Below are 16877 nucleotides of genomic sequence, written 5' to 3'. Positions count from 1 at the left end.
CGAATGGCCGGACGGCACCTGCCCGGCTTTCCAACCACGCCACTCAATGGCCGCCGAAATAGGCCTCGAGCAAGCGTTTGTCGTTTCTCAGTTCGTCAGCCGTGCCCGACGTCTGCATCCGCCCGGACTCCAGCACATAGATGCGGCTGGCAAGCGACAGGGCAAAATTGGCATTCTGTTCCGTGATGACGACGGTCAGCCCGTATTCCTTGTTCAGCTGACGGACGACTTCGGCAATCTCGTGACAGATCTTCGGGGCAAGACCGATCGTCGGCTCATCGACAAGCAGCAGTTCCGGGCTGGTCATCAAGGCCCTGCCAAAGGACACCATCTGCCTTTCCCCGCCGGATTGGGTCGACGTCTCCTGCCCTTCCCGTTCTTGCAGACGCGGGAAAAGACTGTGCACCATCTCAAGGTTGTTTTCGATGTCGTCTCGTGCGGTGAAGGCCCCCACCATCAGGTTGTCGCGCACCGACATATAGGGGAACAGGTTGAACCGCTCGGGCGCATAGCCCACCCCGTGACGCACGATTTCCGAAGGGCTTCGACCGGCAAGGCTGTGCCCGCGCAACCGGATGTCGCCTTCGATTTTCACAAGGCCCATGATGCTGTCCAACAAGGTGGATTTACCTGCACCGTTCGGGCCGACCACGGCGACGATCTCACCGGGCTGCACCGTGATCGATATATCGGTCAACGCCTGGGCCTTGCCGTAAAACGCGGACAGGTTCTCGATTTCCAGATAGGACATCAGACGCTCCCCAGATACGAGGCTTGAACGGCCGTGTCGTTCATCACGTCGCTGAACGCGCCTTCGGCAATCATGGTGCCCCGCTCGATGGCGATGGCGCGGTCGATCAGCGGTTCCAGCGCCGGCAAATCATGGCTGACGATCAAAAAGGTCATCCCGTCCTTGCGCATGGATTGTATGAGATCGGAAATCTGCGCGATTTCACCGACTGTCAGACCTGCAAACACCTCGTCCAGCAACATGACACGCGGTGCGGTGGCCATGGTTCGGGCCATTTCTAGCTTGCGCAGATCACCCATGGCCAGTTCGGCGGGTGAGCGGCTCAGATCCGTTTCCGTGAACCCGACACTCAGCGCGAGCTCTTTTTCCCTGTCCGTATCCGGCGGCGAAACGATCATGCGCCAGATGTCGTCCGGCATCAGGCCCACCCTGATGTTTTCTGCAACACTCATGTCGCCGAACGGCCGAGGTATCTGATAGGTTCTACTGACCCCGGCCCGGATACGCTGAGGCGTCGACAGCGCCGAAATCTCATTGCCGAACAGCTCGATCGTACCGCTGTTCTGCCGCAATTCGCCCATGATCTGGCTGAATACCGTCGTCTTTCCCGCGCCATTCGGACCGATCAGGCCCAGCGACTCTCCTTCTTGCAGGGAAAAGGACAGATCATTCGTGGCCACCAGCCCGCCGAACCGTTTGACAAGACCGGAAACTTTCAGCGCAACGGTCATGCCAGCCCCCCTTTCCGCAGTCTTTGAAAGCCGCGTTGCACAAGTTCAACCAATCCTTTTGGTTGATACATGTAGAGAAGCAGTGCGATGGCACCGTAGACGAAATACCGTTCAGCCCCGGGAAGCACGGGGCGCAGGTATTCCAGAAGGAACGTCATGAAGAACGCACCGATCATGGGGCCGATGATGGTCGATGTTCCGCCCAGCAAGGCCGCCACGATGATGGTGAAAAGAAAGTTGATGTCAAACAGCGCGCGGGGCGCAAGTGAGCCCAGATAATGGACATAGAACGCTCCGCCCAGACCTGCGATGAACGCGCTGGTCAGAAACGCAAAGGCCTTCAACCGCGTGGTGCTGAGGCCCGAACCGCGCACGCTTTCTTCATTCATCCCGATGGCGGCCAGTGCAGTGCCCAGCCGGGTTTTCATCAGCAGCCACATGCTGACCGCCACGCTGAGCATCAAGGCCGTGGACAGGTAGTAGCCGTTTGCCGCGCCTCGTGTCAGGGTTTGAATTCCCGACATCCCGCGTGTGCCGCCGGTCAGATCCGGACGGATCACCTGAACCAGCTGATAGAGCAGCTCCATGAAAGCCAGTGTGACCAGCGCGAAGTAGCTGCCGCGAATGCGCAGAGCGGGCAACAACACAATCAGGCCTGCGATCATCGTAACCAACACGGCCACAGGGATTGAGATTTCGACTGGCACGTCAAACCGTTTGGTCAGGATGGCAGTCGTATAGGCCCCGATACCGATCAGGAAGGGATGCCCGAAACTCACATACCCGGTCCTGCCCGACAGCACATCCCAGCTGATGGCGAAGATGGCCAGATAGTTGGCAAAGATCATCGTGCGCAGCGTCCCGTTCGAGACGACCTGGGGCAACAGCAGCATCCCCGCAATCAGGCCGCCCCAAAGGACAAAGTGAAACCAGCGCAGACCCATGTTACAACTCCTCGCGGCCGAACAGGCCCTGCGGTCGCGTCACCAGCACGCCGATGATCAGCAGCATGGTGAAGACACCGCGCAGTTCCGGCGCCAGGGTGGCGACAACGATGACTTCGAGAAAGCCGACGATATGAGCAACGACCAGCGTGCCGATGATCGACCCGATGCCGCCCACAATGACGACGGCCACCGAGATGATCAGAGGTGCAACCCACATTGACGGCGAAAGCTGCGTATAGCTGGCGAAAAATACGCCGCCCAGCGCACCCAGTGCCCCTGAGATACCCCATGTGATCAGGTTGATCCGATCCGGGTCGATCCCTGAAATCGCGGCCCCCTTGGCGTCCATCGACACCGCCTGCATCGCCCGCCCCGTATGTGTCAGGCGGACAAAAGCATACAGGCCCAGCAAAATGGCCCAACTGATCATCGTTGCGATCAGGATATTATAGGTGACGGACGCTCCGGCCACGTTGATCACGCCCGGCACGATCGGCAGCAGGATCTTGCTGCTGTCGCCAAAGACAAGAACGATCCCGGCCTGAATCACGACCGCCAGGATCAGCGTCGATATTTCGACGGCCACGTGATCCCCTTTCAGGGTCTTGACGATCAGGCGGTATTTCAGCACCCCCATCAGAACGCCCAAAACCACGGCCACCGCGACGCCCATCAGCTTTGGCATTCCCAGCGTCTGTGACACCCAGAAATACATATACCCACCGACCATCAGATAGGCACCATAGGCCAGGTTCAGGACCCGACCGATGCTGAAGATCAGCGTGAAACCCATTGCGATAAGCGCATAGAGACCGCTGAGCAAAAGCCCCTGGATCAGTATCTGCAACATGTAAGGATCCCTGGCTGCGGGTGCGCGCGCCCGCGCACCCATTTCAAGCTAAGCGAACGGACAGGTTACTGTTTGACCCAGCTTGGCAAAGTGAATTCACCCGTCGCGTATTTCTCGGGATAGACAACGGCGGCGGTGCCGTCCTCGTACCACTGGACCACGACCATTGACGGCGCGGCATCGTCGAACGGCTCGGACAGATCAAAACGGATATTGTGCGGGTAAGTACGGCCAGTCACGGGCTCTACCTCGTCATCGCCCCAGAATGCGTAACGCAGCCACAACTGGCCATCCAGTTCCAGAACCAGATCCTGTTTCTTCATCGCATCGGCCCAGCCTTCGACATTGTCGAAACCGCCAGCCTCTTCGGCTGCGGCCATCGCCTGTTTCAGCCCATGATAGGCGTTGAACCCGTTGAAATGCGGCAGCAGCGGACGGCTGTCATACTTCGCCTGATAGGTATCGACAAACTCCTGGCTGGCCGGATCGAGCCGAAACCCGACCGAAGGGATCGGAGACAGGGTCGAGATACCGCCACCGGCACCACCCGTATCTTCCCAATATTCCATACCCAGCGCAGCGACGTTCACGCCCGTCATCGCCATCGGCACCTGGAGTTTCACGTATTGCGATGACACAACCTGCGAATTCACCGACGAGACCTGATAGATGAAGTCCGCCCCGGTATCCTGCGCACGGCTGAAGATCGGAGCAAAATCGACGGTGGCGACGTCATACGTGATGATGTCCTTGACCTCGATACCCGCAACCGGCGCAAGCGCTTCGGTGACAAGGCCGGTGATCGCCTCGCCAAAGGCCGTATCTTCCGCCAGAATGACGACGGAATCCCACCCCATTTTTTCCTTCAGAACATCCGCGCCAAAGTTGATGTACAACGTGGCCAGCGCCTCATCCGAGGCGATGTTCATGAAATAGGGCGCCATGCTTTCAGGGTCTTCGACCACCATGTCGATGATGCCGATGTAGGATGTCCAGGTGTCCAGCGTCGGAATCCGGTATTCCTGCATGCGGGGCAGCCATCCCAGCGACACATCGTCAATCGAGCCCGAGATGATGAAATCAACCTCTTCCGTTTCCGCAAGGTATTCATAGGCCCGGATGCCCTCGGTCGGGTCCTGTCCGGTATCCGCCGAGACCAGGGTGATCTGTTCGCCCATCACGCCGCCATTTGCGTTGAGCTCTTCAATCGCAATCTCGGCCCCGCGCAGCGTCGACAATCCGGTGTCCGAGGAAAGCGACCCAATGAATCCTACCTTGATTTCCGCTCCGGCCGCCGAGGCCATGAGCGCGATGCATGTTCCGCTGAGCAGCGCTGTCTTGATCATCACATTAGCTCCCTGTGTCTCATTATGCCCTCTTGTATTCTGTATACAGTACACAAGAAGATGGTTCGATCAATTCCTTTCTTGAAGACTCATGTTCAGAATCCGCTGATTTCGCCGTTTTCATCGTGGATCACGGCATCCACGTCGATTTCCACCATCAGCCCCGGCTGAGTCAGCCCAGCCTGAACAGCCGTCAGAACCGGATCGATCCCCTTAAAAACTTCGCCATGCGCCTGCGCGAACGCGCTCGCTTGGGAGAGATCGGTCAGATAGGCGCGAACCCGCCCCACATGTCGCAGTTCGGCGCCAACCTCTTTCAGTGCGTCATCGATGCGAGACAGGATGTAAAAGGTCTGCGCACCAACGTCCCCGGGCGCGTGGATGCGGCCCGTCGGCTCGATGGCCGTTGTTCCGGCAACCCAGACAAAGGGGCCGATGCGCTTGGCCCGAGAGTACGAGGCCACCTCTTCAAACCGTCCGCCGGATTTCCAAAAACGCAGGGTCACAGGCCCAGCCTCACCCGGATCGCTTCGGCCGCGTTTTGCAATGCCGCGTTTTCTTCGGCAGTTAACCGCAACTCCTCGACCTCAACCAATCCGCCTGCACCCAGATGGGCTGGCACGCCCAGCACGACACCGTCGATGCCGTATTCCCCGTGCAGCATGACCGAAACCGGAACCGGGCCTGTACGCGCGCCCCGAATGTGATCAATCAATTCGATCGAGGCATGAGCCGGAGCTATCGTTGCAGAACCTGATTTCCGAAGCGCGATCACCTGACCGCCCCCGGTGATCGCATCCTGAACACAGGCTTCGATCTGTTCGCGGGACAGAAATACATCCAGCGGACGGCCTTTGATCCTGGCCCGGCTGGGGATCGGGGCCATTTCGTCCCCATGACTGCCAAGCGTGAAGGCTTCGACGTCCGCAGGCGTGACACCCGCAGCCATTGCCAGCGCGTTGCGAAACCGGCTGCTGTCCAGCGTTCCTGCCATACCCAGAACCTGTTCGCGGGGAAAACCTGTTGCACGCAGCATCTCGACCGTCATTTCGTCCAGCGGGTTGGTCACCACGATCACGATGGCATTTGGTGCGGCTGACCGGATCGCTTCGGCCGACTGACGGATCACGCGGGCATTCACATCGATCAGATCGGCACGTGTCATGCCCGGACGGCGGGCTCGTCCGGCCGTGACGACGACCACATCCGCCCCGGCCACCAGATCCATCGCTTCGCCACCGACACATCGGGCCCGCGCACCGGTGATCCCGGACGTATGATTTAGGTCCAGCGCAGTCGAAGCCGCCAAACCCGGAGTGATGTCGATCAGCGCGATTTCATCCGCCATGTCCGCCATTGCCGCCAGATGCGCGATATTGCCGCCAACACCCCCCGCCCCGATCAAGGCAAGTTTGCCCAGCCTGCGGGCTTTGCGCGGCGCACGCGAAGGGGCAACCCATTTGGGTGAACGGCGGTACAGCACCCGGCGCATGGAAACAGCACCATCCGTACGCGGCGGTTTCGGTCTCTCCAGCGGGCCATCCACCAAGGAGATACCAACACGCTCTGCGGTTTCACGCGCAAGGGCCGTCACGATGTCACCCGGCAAAACCTCGAATACGATCCTGCCCCGACGGCGCGCATCCTCGACCGCATCCGAGCCTATGACGCGAGGGGTTGCCATCAGCTGTCCTGCCCGTCCACCGCCTCGATTGCACGCGTCGCGGCCTCGACGGCGGTTTTGACCGAATTTTCGGACCCCGAGATGAACAAGCGACCAAACCGCCCCACCGCACGCACCTCGACGATGTCAATCTCGGCGGCCTTTTCGGCCTCATTCGCGGCAATCGAGATATAGGCGGCCGGCGCGCATTCCACGATCCCCAACGTCTGCCCCGGCACGATCAATGCGCCCTTGCGCCATTTGTTCAAAAGCTGCGCCTGATAGGGCTCGACACTTGTGATGATTTGCGTGGAACTGATGGCAGGCTTCAATCGATCCGTCATGGAAGCCCCAAGTTCGGCCAGCATCGCGTCTCGTGCAGCGGACACTTCGGCGTTTGAAGGCGAGCGGAGGATGAAGAATCCGAACTCGCGCTCGACCATCTGCGTCGTCGCTTCGACCGAGGACGCCTTGAGCGCCCGGTCGATCAGCGAGAATACACCATTGCCCGGCGCGAACTCTCCGATCAGCACGGTGTCACCGGACAAAGGCACTGACCCTTGCACCGTCGCGCCGTTGTAGGCGGCGAATTTCGGTTGCAGGTTGTCGATCTGCATCAGCGCCCGGATCGTGATCTCGCTCATGCGCCATACTCCTCGTAAATGTCGCGCCAGGGTCTGCTTTCATACGCGACCCGCTTGATGTTGATGAGATGCAGGGCGGTGACGTTGTCCGAGGTGATCGACCCCGACCACGTACCGGTACCCAGCATAAAGGATGGTTCAAGGTCGGTGGAATACCCCATGCCGCCCATGATCCCCGGCGTATTCACCAGGACCCGCCCCGTGGGCACGGTGGAAAACCGAGCGACCACCTCGGGGTCATCGGAATGGATGACCGAGGAATGTCCCCAACCTTCGAATTTGGCAATGGATTGCGCCAATTCGATGCCGTGATCGGTGGACTTCGCCTCGTAAAAGGCCAGCACCGGGTTCAGCTTTTCAGCCGAAAGCGGGCGTTGCCACCCCACTTCGGTCTCTTCCGACACCAGGCAGCGCGTGCGCGGCGGAATCGAGAACCCCGCAGCATCGGCCAGCGCCTGAGGGCTTTGGCCGACGCGTTCGGGATCCATTGCCTGAACACCCTTGAAGATGACCCGAGCCAGCCGATCGGCCTCGGCCGGGGTACAGAAATAAGCGCCTTTGAGTTTCAGTTCATGGCGCAGATCGCGTGCAATTTCAGGATCGGCGACCACGGCCTGTTCACTGACACAAGCCGTGCCATAGTCGAAGCTTTTTGACGTCACAATCATCTCGGCAACTTCGGACAGATCGCGCGCCTTGGACTTGTGCACGTAACACGGCACGTTCCCCGCCCCGACCGCAAGCGTCGGTTTGCCGCTGGAATAGGCAGCCTTGACCATGGCAGGGCCACCTGTCGCCATGACAACCGACGTGCGGCGATGCTTCATCAACTCGGCGGTGCCCTGAATGGTCACGGCGTCCAGGCATTGTATCAACCCTTTGGGCGCGCCCATCTGTTCGGCAACGCGCGCCATGATGCGGACGGTTTCCTTCCCGCATTCCACGCCGCGCGGATGCGGTGCACAGACGACGGCATTTCCCGCCTTCACCGCAGACAGAACCTTGTAGATGATCGTGGAGGTCGGATTTGTCACCGGGATAAGCGCCGCGACCACACCCATCGGCTCTCCGAAAGCCGCGATCTTTGTCGCATCGTCCCGCCACAGCAGACCCAGCGTCGTGACATCCCGCAGGTAATCGGCGACCGACAAGGCGTTAAACAGATTCTTGACCCGCTTGTCTGCTACGTTGCCGTACCCGGTTTCCTCGACCGCCAATTGCCCCAAACGTTCGGCTTCAGGTTCGATCGCCCTAGCCATGGCATCGACGATGGCATCCACCTGTGTCGGGTCGGTACCGAGAAAGGCGCGATAGGCTTCGAAAGCCGTTTCAGCAGCGCGCCGTGCGGCGGCGATGGATTTCAGATCAGCGTCCATCACGAGGCTCCGGTGGCAATGGTGTCAAAGATACGGCGGGCCTGATCGACATCGCCTGCGGAAATTCCGATGGTTTCCAGCCTGCGCCCGGACGCGGCCACGTCAGCGCCCAGGATGCGATCCGTCATGCAGATCAGGCTTTCCGTCAGAGGCGCAGTCAAACCTGCGATCTGTGCGGCGGAAACAAGGGGCACCAATGATCCCAAGACGCCATCGCGCATCAACTGACGCGCGGCCTGCCGATCCGGGACCGGACGCGCGCCCGCCCCCCGCTCGGCGCCGGCATAGGTCGCGATCCAGTCATCGGTCTCGGGCAGGTTTCGAACGCCAAAGGCCTTAGCGACCTGCCGCCTTTCGCTAGCCAACCCGTGGATCACCTCATGCTGTTCCGGCCCTATGAGCGCAGAGAATGTCCGGTTGCCTTCCAGCGGCACCCCGCCCATCGGCACATCCGGTCCACCGGCCCCCAGCCCCGCGCCACCAAGGATCAACGCCGGAATCTCGACCGCTGCGGAAAGATCGGCAAAGCCTGAGGCCAGAACCGAATCCAGCGGCTTGATGTTCGAAAGATAGGGTTGCAGCGCTTCAAGAACGTCCGCGCGGCCTCGGGGCAATGTCGCAGCCGCCATCGGTGCCGCCTGCGTCAGGGTCAGGCCCGCACCTTCGGCCTGGTACCAGTATGGCAGGCCCTGCGCCTCGACCAGAGTGACGTCGGCAGTGCAGCCGCCTATTCGCAGCATCCAGACCGCTTCGACCGCGCCCAAAGAGCGACCGGGCGCCAGAACAAGCACCTGCCCATCGTGCAGATGATCGGCCAGCACCATCGCATAGGTGCGCTGTTTGTGGATCGGTCCGGTCAGAAAGATCGCCTGTGCGTCCTGCACTGCTGCATCCAACTCTGCCGTGGTGCGGATTGAAGGCCCGTCGCGATCCACCTGATACGTGCCCACAGGCCCTTCGCCGCGAATGCCAATGCCCGAGGATTGGGCAAGCAATGACAGTTCCGCCCCATAGGCCGAAAACAGTGTAACCTCAGCCCCTTCCGCCAGACACAGTGCTGCCAGAAGACGGGCATCCGAGCCGCCACCCAATACTGCAATGCGCTCAAACCTTTGGGCAACAGGTGCATCCCGTGTCGCGCCACGTGTCACCGCGCGCGTGAAATCCTCGAAACCGGCTGACATGGTACCTCCTCAAAGGGGTTGATCAGGCCGACGACCCGGCACCCAGCCCGTCGATGATTGCCTCAAGCTCGTCATGCGGCCGCGCGATCACGTGAACCGAGACCACCTCGCCCACCTTGTTGGCCGCTGTCGCGCCTGCATCGGTGGCGGCTTTGACCGCGCCGACCTCGCCGCGCACAAGGGTCGTCACCAACCCGCCGCCAGCTTTAGTCTGACCCACGATGGCAACGCTGGCTGCCTTGACCATCGCATCGGCGGCTTCAATCGCGCCGACCAGGCCGCGTGTTTCGATCATGCCCAGGGCCATCTGCCCCGCCACTGGTTTCGCCATTTTCTGTTCCTCCAAAAATAGATGTTTCGCGTATTGTGATTCAGGTCGTCGAGACGCGGTCGATCACCGCGATGATGGCCATGTCCACAGGGGCCGTGGACAACCCGGCCGCCATGCGGGCCGCAGACCCGCTGACAACCAGCACCGTATCCCCGACCCCAGCGCCGCAGGTATCGACCGCAACCCGCGCGGGATCGATCAGGCTGCCCTTGCTGTCGACCAGATCCGTCACCAGCAGCTTTGCTCCGACCAGCCTGGCGTCCTTGGCAGTTGCCGTGACAGTTCCAGCGACCTTGCCCAAGTGCATCAGAACGCCCTCAGGTAGCGGTCCAGTTCGACCTGTGTGACCTGTTGATTGAAGAATTCCAGCTCTCGCTCGGCCTGTTGCAGGACCAGTTCCCACTGCATTTCACCCATGACATCGCGCAGCCATTCCGACCCGCGCGCCAGATCGATGGCGGTTGGCAAATCGGTTGGAATTGGATCTCCGATCCCTTCTTCATACCCGTTGCCTGTCGTCGGCTCCGAAGGGGACAGCCCCTTTTCGATCCCGTCAAGCCCGGCGGCAATCTCGGCCGCAAGCAACAGATACGGGTTGGCGTCTGCACCGGCATCGCGCTTTTCCACCCGCACGGCACTGTCCGAGCCTTCGATGACCCGGATACCAACCGTACGGTTGTCATAGCCCCAGCTCGTGTTGATCGGGCAGAACGTATAGGGCTGGCGACGGCGGTATCCGTTGACCGTGCCGCTGCCGCAAATCGCCGTCTCGCACATGCGCTTTTGCAGACCTGCGATGAAGGATTTTCCGGTGCCGTTGATCTTGCCGTTGTCGGCAAAGGCGTTTTTGCCGTCTTTCCACAACGAGTAATGCGTATGAAACCCGTTGCCCGATTGATCAAAAAACGGCTTGGGCATGAAAGTCGCCAGATAGTCGTGCGCGATCCCCAACTGGCGGATCAGGGATTTGAACAGAACGACACGATCCGCAGCTGCCAAAGCTTCACCATAGCGAATGTTGACCTCGATCTGGCCGGCCGCATATTCCGGGTTCGACTGTTCGATGGGAATGCCACATTCGTTGATCTGCTGACGGATCGGGCCAACGATGTGTTCCATCCGGGCGGCGCGGCCCAGGCCATAGACCTGGATGCCCGTGTCGCGGGGCTGGCCGGTTTCTGGGTCCAGCAGATAGAACTCCAATTCCGTGCCGACATTCACCTCGAACCCCATGTCGCGGGCCCGGTCCACCTGCCGCACCAAAGCCTGGCGCGGATCGATCGGCACCGGTTTGTGATCCATGCCCTCAGCGCGGCCAAAACAGACGGCCACGCCCGGTTCCCACGGGACAGCGACAGGCTTTGTCATCGGAAAGACATGCATGTCGGGATAGCCATTGTCGAAATTGACGTAAGGCGTATCCCAGACGTCGCAGGTCATATCGATCGCCAGCAGTGCAATCGACAGAGCATTGCCGCTTTTGCAGACATGATCCCAATGGCTGGCCGGAATGCGCTTGCCACGCATGATGCCGTTGAGATCCCCGACACCAAGAATGACGGTATGTGTGCCCTCGGGCAGATCAAACCCCGAACTCATTTGCGCGTGCTCCCTGTTTTTAGCTTTATAATTGTTGTATTCTGTATACAGTATTCACAAAGCCAGTCAGGAAACAAGGAAAATCTGCGCCATGTCCAAAAGCTCGGTCATCGTTGTCGGAGGCGGCATAGTCGGCGTCATGACGGCGCTTACACTGCAACGGCGCGGCGAGGCCGTGACATTGATCGACAGGTGGGAGCCGGGACATTCCCGTGCATCTTCAACAGATTACAACCGGGTGATTCGCGCCATATCCGGGCGGGACGAGTTCTATACACGCTGGGCGCGCGAAAGCCGCCTGCGCTGGCTGGAGCTGCAAGCCGAAAGCGGCCAGAACCTGATGTATGAATGCGGCGCCTTGATTCTGGCGACGGCGGGGCATTGCGACTGGGAAGACGCAACCGCACAAACTTTCGACCGGGTCGGGGTGCCCTATTACAAATTCGGTCGGTCGGATATCGAATCGCGGTTCCCTCAGTTCAAGGTCACCGACATCGAATATGCGCTGTTCGAACCCGAAGCCGGAATGCTGATGGCGCATCGATGCGTTCTGACCGGTTTGGATCTGTTCCGAAAGGCAGGAGGCAAAGTACAACGTGGTCGCGTCACCACGGATGGATCGGAACGTCCGATGCTTGACGGCAAACCGCTCGAGGCTGATCTGATCATCATGGCGACTGGCCCATGGATGGCTGACATGTTTCCCAGATCGATCAAACCGATCTCGACCGTGGTTGGCGTAAATGTCCTCTACACCTCAACACCCGACGGGTCGGAAGATTTCGACATGAGCCGGATGCCCTGCTGGATCGATCACGGGCAAGGGTCATTTGGTCTGCCGTCGTCCGAAGGATCCGGCGTAAAGGCGGCGGTTGTCATCCCGGACAAGATCGATCTGGACAATGATGAACGGCTGATCCGCCAGGAAACGCTGGGCCGCACACGCAGCTATATCCGCCACCGGCTTCCGGGTTTAGAGGGGCAAAGGGTCGTGGATTCCAAGTTCAACCAGATCATTCTGACCCCGGATACACATTTCATTGTCGACTGGCACCCCGAGCATGAAAACGTGCTGTTCGCCGGCGGATGCTCTGGCCATTTGTTCAAGCACGCCCCGGTGTTCGCAGAATTTGCAGCAGGCGTTGGGCTGAAGGATTTTGGAACCGCGGACCGGTTCAAGATCAGCGGCCGCAGAAAGCTGAGCCCGAAGGAAAGCCCCAGTGGACGCTAACCATCCAGGAGGGCGCGATAAATTCCAGCATTTGGGCATTTGCCCTGGGGAAGTCGCGCGCCCGCCCGGATCGCGTCACGGCAGGTTTCGGCCTGAAGGCAGTGCCCGCATTTTTCCGCCAGTTCCAACCCCAGCTCGGGGTGCGCGTTCAGGTCTGCCTCGGTCAGTCCGAATTGTCCGGCCATGGCGAGTATACGCTCTCGTGCCTGTGGTGCGCCCGATCGCAACATGGCCAGATCCGCGCGGGACAAGCCAAGGTCTGAAAGCTCTCTGTCACTCAGGTTTTCATCCCGAGGTGAGCTGACGATGCGCGCTATTTTCTGAAAGAAATCTGTGTATCCCGACATATCGCGGCCTCCTCCACCACGTTATGGATACAGTATACACAGCGTTTCAAAGCCGGAATTGATCAGGATCAAGCGGGTTTTCAGGTTTTACGTCCGACCGCAGGCATTGCGAAACAAGTCAACCGCCTGCGCGGCGGCCAGATCCTTCGGCACATGTGCCATCTCAATCGAGGCCAGCCCCTCATCCGCCTTTTGCGGTGCAAGGAACACGTCGCGCCCGCGCACGAACAATTCACGCAGATGGCTTGCCCGGTATTCGGGATGGAATTGCACGGAACGGGCCGGGAAATCATAATCCAAGGCCCCTACCGGGCAGTGATCCGCCGACCCTGTCACCTGCGCCGAAGGCGGAACCTGCGTGACCTGATCCTGATGCCAGACAAAGGCATCTACGCTGGTTCCACCATAGTCGAAGCCTCGTGCGCCGACGACATTGCCGATCTCGGCTTTCTCGGCTTTGCCGCCATAAACATCCGCCATGATCTGATGACCAAAGCAGATGCCGAAGACCGGCTTGGCATGGTCCCGGCACAACTCCAGGAAATCGCGAAGGGGCCGCATCCACTTCGTGTCATCGTAGACGCCGAATTCGGACCCTCCGACAACAACCCCATCAAAATCCCCGAGCTGAGGCAATGCCTCGCCATCAACCACATCCACCGTGGAAAATCGGGCTTCGGGCAGATGTGGTTCAAGCCATGCGCGGATCTGCTGGGCCGTACGCGGCAGCCCCTCAAGCAGCGGCAATGGATGAAGGGTCAACTCAAGAAGCGCGATCCTCACCAGTCGAAGGCCCGGTCGATGCCCGCCATCTTGACGCCGGTAAAGGCCGAGGCCTGAAAACTGAGCGCACGCAGATCTTCGGTTTCCAGATTGTGCACCGAAGATTTGCCGCAGGCCTTGGCAAGCGCCGTGATCTCCATTGTCATCGCGGTCAGATACCGCGCGACGCGCTCTGCACCTGCATGCGGGTTCATACGCGCCTCAAGGTCAGGATCCTGCGTTGCGATCCCAACCGGGCAACGGCCCGTATGGCAGTGATGGCACGCCCCCGGCGATGTTCCCAGCGCCTGGTAATCGTCCAGATATCTGGGAGTGTTGCATCCCAGCGCGACCATCGCGGCATTCCCGATCATGACCGCATCCGCCCCAAGCGCCAGACATTTGGCCGCGTCCACACCTGATCGAATCCCGCCCGCGGCGACAAGCGAGACCTTGCCGCTCATCCCGCACTCATCCAGCGCTTCGCGTGCCGCGCGTATGGCACTCATGGTCGGTATGCCCGTGTGATTCAGCAGCAACTCGGGTGACGCACCGGTGCCGCCCTCGGCCCCGTCCACCACGACCACATCCGCGCCCGCCTTTGCAGCCACGGCCACGTCGAACCGCGGCCGCGTGGCCCCCATCTTGATAAAGATCGGCACCTGATAGTTCGTGGCGATGCGCAATTCCTCGATTTTGACGGCCAGATCGTCAGCCCCAAGGAAATCGGGGTGCCGGATGGTGGATCGCTGATCGACCCCTTCGGGCAAAGTGCGCATTTCGCTGACCCGCGGGCTGACCTTCATTCCCAGCAGCAGACCGCCGGTGCCCGGTTTGGCCCCCTGCCCGACCACCAGTTCAAGCGCATCGGCGCGGCGCAGGTGATCCAGATCGACCCCATAGCGGGCAGGCGACATCTGGTAGAGCAGGCGTTGGGAGGCTTCGCGCTCCTCTTCCAGCATGCCGCCTTCGCCGGTGCAGGTCATGGTGCCCACCTTCGAGGCACCATAACCAAGCGACGCCTTGGCCGAGGCCGAGAGCGCGCCGAAAGACATCGATGCGATATAGATCGGGATTTTCAGTTCCAGTGGCCGTTCCACCAATCCGCGCCCGCCGCCAAGAACCGTCGTCGTATCGCAGCTCTCGCGGTATCCTTCCAGCGGAAGGCGGGTCATCGTCGCCGGGACAAATGTCAGATCGTCGAATGTCGGCAACTGCTTGTTGAACGTGTTGTAGCCACGCACCTGATACCGCCCAAGCTGCGCCAATGCGTGAACTTCCGATATCGCTTCGGGCGTCCAGCGGGTTGATCCCCCTTCATCATAAGACGAAGGCACACCAGCCGGTCGTCCATCGACCGCACCTGCGTCGCGGAACCGTATTTCTTCCTCTGACGCGACCTCGAACGGGTAGTCATAGGGTTTACTCAGATCATGAGCCATGCGCTTGCGTCCCTGCTTTCAAAATACCAAAGGCGCTGGCCAGAGACCATTTTGCGCCAGTTACGAGAGCTGTCGACAAGCCCCAGAGGGTCAAGGATCGCATCGACCTCGGCCACCTCTTCGGCAGTGGGTTCGATCACCGAGACGTCCACACCCAGGCTGTCAACTTCGCCTGCGACCCAAACCTCGCCTTGCCACAAAGCGTCCGCACAGGATTCACCCGCACCGCCCAGCGCAATGATGCGTCCCGCATGCGCCATGAAACCGGATTGGTATCCGATCTTGCCCTCGACCACGATGTTGCCGCCCTTCATGGCAACACCGACACGCGGCCCGGCATCACCTTTGACATGAATGGTGCCGCCAATCATCGCCGCCCCGCAGGACATGCCCGCATAGCCACCGACAGTGATGTGACCCTTGGCCATCCCTTCGCCCACGGCCCACCCGCAATTGCGTTCGATAGAGATGTTGGCGCCAGTGTTCAGACCGCCGCAATAGTACCCCACCGAACCTTCGAAAGTGATGTCCACATTGTCCGGCAGGCCCACGCCCAGATTGTGTCGCGACAGCGTATCGACAACCCGGATCGGCCGTCCTGATGCGCAGGCTGCCATGATATCCCGGTTCACCTCACGAATGTGCCGCTTGCCGACTTCGATGACGATTTCATCCATCTGTCTTGCTACCTCGCTCATGCTGCCAGGCTCCGGTTGCCGACACCCCAGATGCCGGTCAGCGACGGGCCATCATAGTTGATCACGTCGCATTCTTCGGCCATCACGCGACGCACCGCCTGTTCTTCGGTCGCGGCGGCCAGATCGCCATTGCGATTGACCACAACCAACGGCTTCATCGCGAACCGATCCTTGGCAAATCCGATCCCGTCCGGCGTTGCGATCATGTAGGTGAATACTCCGTCGATAGAGGTAATCGACTTCTTCAGCGCCTGTTCCATCGTCAGACCCGCTTTCATCTGGTCACTGACCCAGACCGCAATCAACTCGCTGTCATTCTCGGTCAGAAAGCGATAGCCCTTTCGGCTCAACTTGTCGCGCCATGTGAAATAATCGGTGATCTGGCCGTTATGCACGATCGCCACATCCGAAAACGGCCGCGCCCAGAACGGGTGTGAAGCGTTGGGCAGAACCGAGCTTTCCGTCGCAAGCCGCGCGTGGCCAAGACCATGGGTGCCGATGATGTCGCGCACGCCATGCTTTTCGGCAACCGCTTCGGCGCCGCCGATGTCCTTGATGATCTCAAGACTGCGGCCGCAGGACTGCACTTCGAACCGGTCCGTCAGCTCATCTGCATCCCGCACCCAGGCCTGCAAATCAGTCGGGTCCGAGATTTCCGCGCGAAAGCAATAATGCCGGTTCTCATCGGTTACGATCTTCGGATCGGACAGAAAGCCAGAGCCGTGATCATTCAACACCGCCTCAAACGCATTCAGGTCAGCATCCTGCCGGGATTTGTCAAATCCCATCCCTCGTAAAACATATCCGGTGTCTCGTGGCGGCCCATAAACTGCAAACCCGGTGCTGTCTGCGCCACGGTGTTCCTGCGCATCCATCAGGTCTACCAGGTCCGCCCCGACCTGCCCGGGTGCGGTAAGAATCCTTCCAGCGATTCCACACATGAAGAGCTCCCTGTTCAACTGTGTTTGTATACTG

General features: G+C 60.1%; 19 protein-coding genes. 1 reads left to right on the top strand and 18 read right to left on the bottom strand.

Features of this window, described 5'->3' with window-relative positions; genetic code table 11:
• Positions 1-43: 43 nt before the first annotated feature.
• The 13 genes from ACR3E6_RS10950 to ACR3E6_RS10890 all read right to left on the bottom strand — a co-directional run bounded on the left by ACR3E6_RS10950 (position 44) and on the right by ACR3E6_RS10890 (position 11422).
• On the bottom strand, positions 44-751 hold the full coding sequence (locus ACR3E6_RS10950) for an ABC transporter ATP-binding protein (protein WP_152457508.1): 708 nt from the start codon (positions 749-751) through the stop codon (positions 44-46).
• Positions 751-1482 (bottom strand): ABC transporter ATP-binding protein, encoded by a 732-nt coding sequence (locus ACR3E6_RS10945; protein ID WP_171119617.1) that lies wholly within the window; start codon positions 1480-1482, stop codon positions 751-753. Before ACR3E6_RS10945 ends, ACR3E6_RS10950 begins: the two co-directional genes overlap by 1 nt.
• On the bottom strand, positions 1479-2426 hold the full coding sequence (locus tag ACR3E6_RS10940; protein WP_171119494.1) for a branched-chain amino acid ABC transporter permease: 948 nt from the start codon (positions 2424-2426) through the stop codon (positions 1479-1481). Before ACR3E6_RS10940 ends, ACR3E6_RS10945 begins: the two co-directional genes overlap by 4 nt.
• 1 nt (position 2427) lies before the next feature.
• Entirely contained in the window at positions 2428-3279 is an 852-nt protein-coding gene (locus tag ACR3E6_RS10935; RefSeq protein ID WP_171633515.1) for a branched-chain amino acid ABC transporter permease, read from the bottom strand.
• A gap of 65 nt (positions 3280-3344) precedes the next feature.
• Complete coding sequence (locus ACR3E6_RS10930) at positions 3345-4625, bottom strand: ABC transporter substrate-binding protein (protein WP_171170476.1); 1281 nt, start codon at positions 4623-4625, stop codon at positions 3345-3347.
• Positions 4626-4720: 95 nt separating this feature from the next.
• On the bottom strand, positions 4721-5131 hold the full coding sequence (locus tag ACR3E6_RS10925) for a Rid family hydrolase (protein ID WP_171723552.1): 411 nt from the start codon (positions 5129-5131) through the stop codon (positions 4721-4723).
• A complete protein-coding gene (locus ACR3E6_RS10920; RefSeq protein WP_480487117.1) occupies positions 5128-6309 on the bottom strand; it encodes a malate dehydrogenase in 1182 nt (393 codons plus the stop codon). The genes ACR3E6_RS10925 and ACR3E6_RS10920 overlap by 4 nt, the downstream gene beginning before the upstream one ends.
• Positions 6309-6932: a BMC domain-containing protein gene (locus tag ACR3E6_RS10915; RefSeq protein ID WP_171633523.1), complete on the bottom strand. Its 624-nt coding sequence runs from the start codon at positions 6930-6932 to the stop codon at positions 6309-6311. The genes ACR3E6_RS10920 and ACR3E6_RS10915 overlap by 1 nt, the downstream gene beginning before the upstream one ends.
• On the bottom strand, positions 6929-8308 hold the full coding sequence (locus ACR3E6_RS10910; protein WP_480487115.1) for an aldehyde dehydrogenase family protein: 1380 nt from the start codon (positions 8306-8308) through the stop codon (positions 6929-6931). Before ACR3E6_RS10910 ends, ACR3E6_RS10915 begins: the two co-directional genes overlap by 4 nt.
• Entirely contained in the window at positions 8308-9492 is a 1185-nt protein-coding gene (locus tag ACR3E6_RS10905; protein ID WP_480487113.1) for a hypothetical protein, read from the bottom strand. Before ACR3E6_RS10905 ends, ACR3E6_RS10910 begins: the two co-directional genes overlap by 1 nt.
• Positions 9493-9514: 22 nt before the next feature.
• Complete coding sequence (locus ACR3E6_RS10900; protein ID WP_117869464.1) at positions 9515-9823, bottom strand: BMC domain-containing protein; 309 nt, start codon at positions 9821-9823, stop codon at positions 9515-9517.
• A gap of 40 nt (positions 9824-9863) precedes the next feature.
• The gene (locus tag ACR3E6_RS10895; RefSeq protein WP_152457497.1) at positions 9864-10130 is read right to left on the bottom strand and encodes a EutN/CcmL family microcompartment protein; all 267 of its coding nucleotides are present in this window, start codon (positions 10128-10130) and stop codon (positions 9864-9866) included.
• Positions 10130-11422 carry a glutamine synthetase family protein gene (locus tag ACR3E6_RS10890; protein WP_480487111.1) on the bottom strand — a complete coding sequence of 431 codons (1293 nt, stop codon included), beginning with the start codon at positions 11420-11422 and terminating at the stop codon, positions 10130-10132. Before ACR3E6_RS10890 ends, ACR3E6_RS10895 begins: the two co-directional genes overlap by 1 nt.
• A 91-nt stretch (positions 11423-11513) precedes the next feature.
• Here ACR3E6_RS10890 and ACR3E6_RS10885 point away from each other — a divergent pair, with 91 nt between their 5' ends.
• On the top strand, positions 11514-12653 hold the full coding sequence (locus ACR3E6_RS10885; protein WP_171723557.1) for an FAD-dependent oxidoreductase: 1140 nt from the start codon (positions 11514-11516) through the stop codon (positions 12651-12653).
• On the opposite strand, the gene ACR3E6_RS10880 is transcribed toward ACR3E6_RS10885, so the two are convergent.
• From ACR3E6_RS10880 to ACR3E6_RS10860, 5 genes are all read right to left on the bottom strand, one after another.
• A complete protein-coding gene (locus ACR3E6_RS10880) occupies positions 12650-13000 on the bottom strand; it encodes a YjiS-like domain-containing protein (protein WP_171633536.1) in 351 nt (116 codons plus the stop codon). The two genes, ACR3E6_RS10885 and ACR3E6_RS10880, sit on opposite strands and share 4 nt — an antisense overlap.
• Positions 13001-13087: 87 nt before the next feature.
• Entirely contained in the window at positions 13088-13783 is a 696-nt protein-coding gene (locus tag ACR3E6_RS10875) for a type 1 glutamine amidotransferase (RefSeq protein WP_480487109.1), read from the bottom strand.
• Positions 13780-15204, bottom strand: a complete 1425-nt coding sequence (locus ACR3E6_RS10870; RefSeq protein WP_152457492.1) for an FMN-binding glutamate synthase family protein — start codon at positions 15202-15204, stop codon at positions 13780-13782. The genes ACR3E6_RS10875 and ACR3E6_RS10870 overlap by 4 nt, the downstream gene beginning before the upstream one ends.
• The gene (locus ACR3E6_RS10865) at positions 15189-15902 is read right to left on the bottom strand and encodes a GltB/FmdC/FwdC-like GXGXG domain-containing protein (protein WP_152457491.1); all 714 of its coding nucleotides are present in this window, start codon (positions 15900-15902) and stop codon (positions 15189-15191) included. Before ACR3E6_RS10865 ends, ACR3E6_RS10870 begins: the two co-directional genes overlap by 16 nt.
• The gene (locus ACR3E6_RS10860; RefSeq protein WP_480487108.1) at positions 15899-16843 is read right to left on the bottom strand and encodes a class II glutamine amidotransferase domain-containing protein; all 945 of its coding nucleotides are present in this window, start codon (positions 16841-16843) and stop codon (positions 15899-15901) included. Before ACR3E6_RS10860 ends, ACR3E6_RS10865 begins: the two co-directional genes overlap by 4 nt.
• Positions 16844-16877 lie beyond the last annotated feature (34 nt).

This window comes from Ruegeria sp. AL3, from assembly GCF_056536065.1.
Note: the sequence above shows the minus strand (reverse complement) of the source record. Positions and strands in the feature narration are given on the sequence as shown.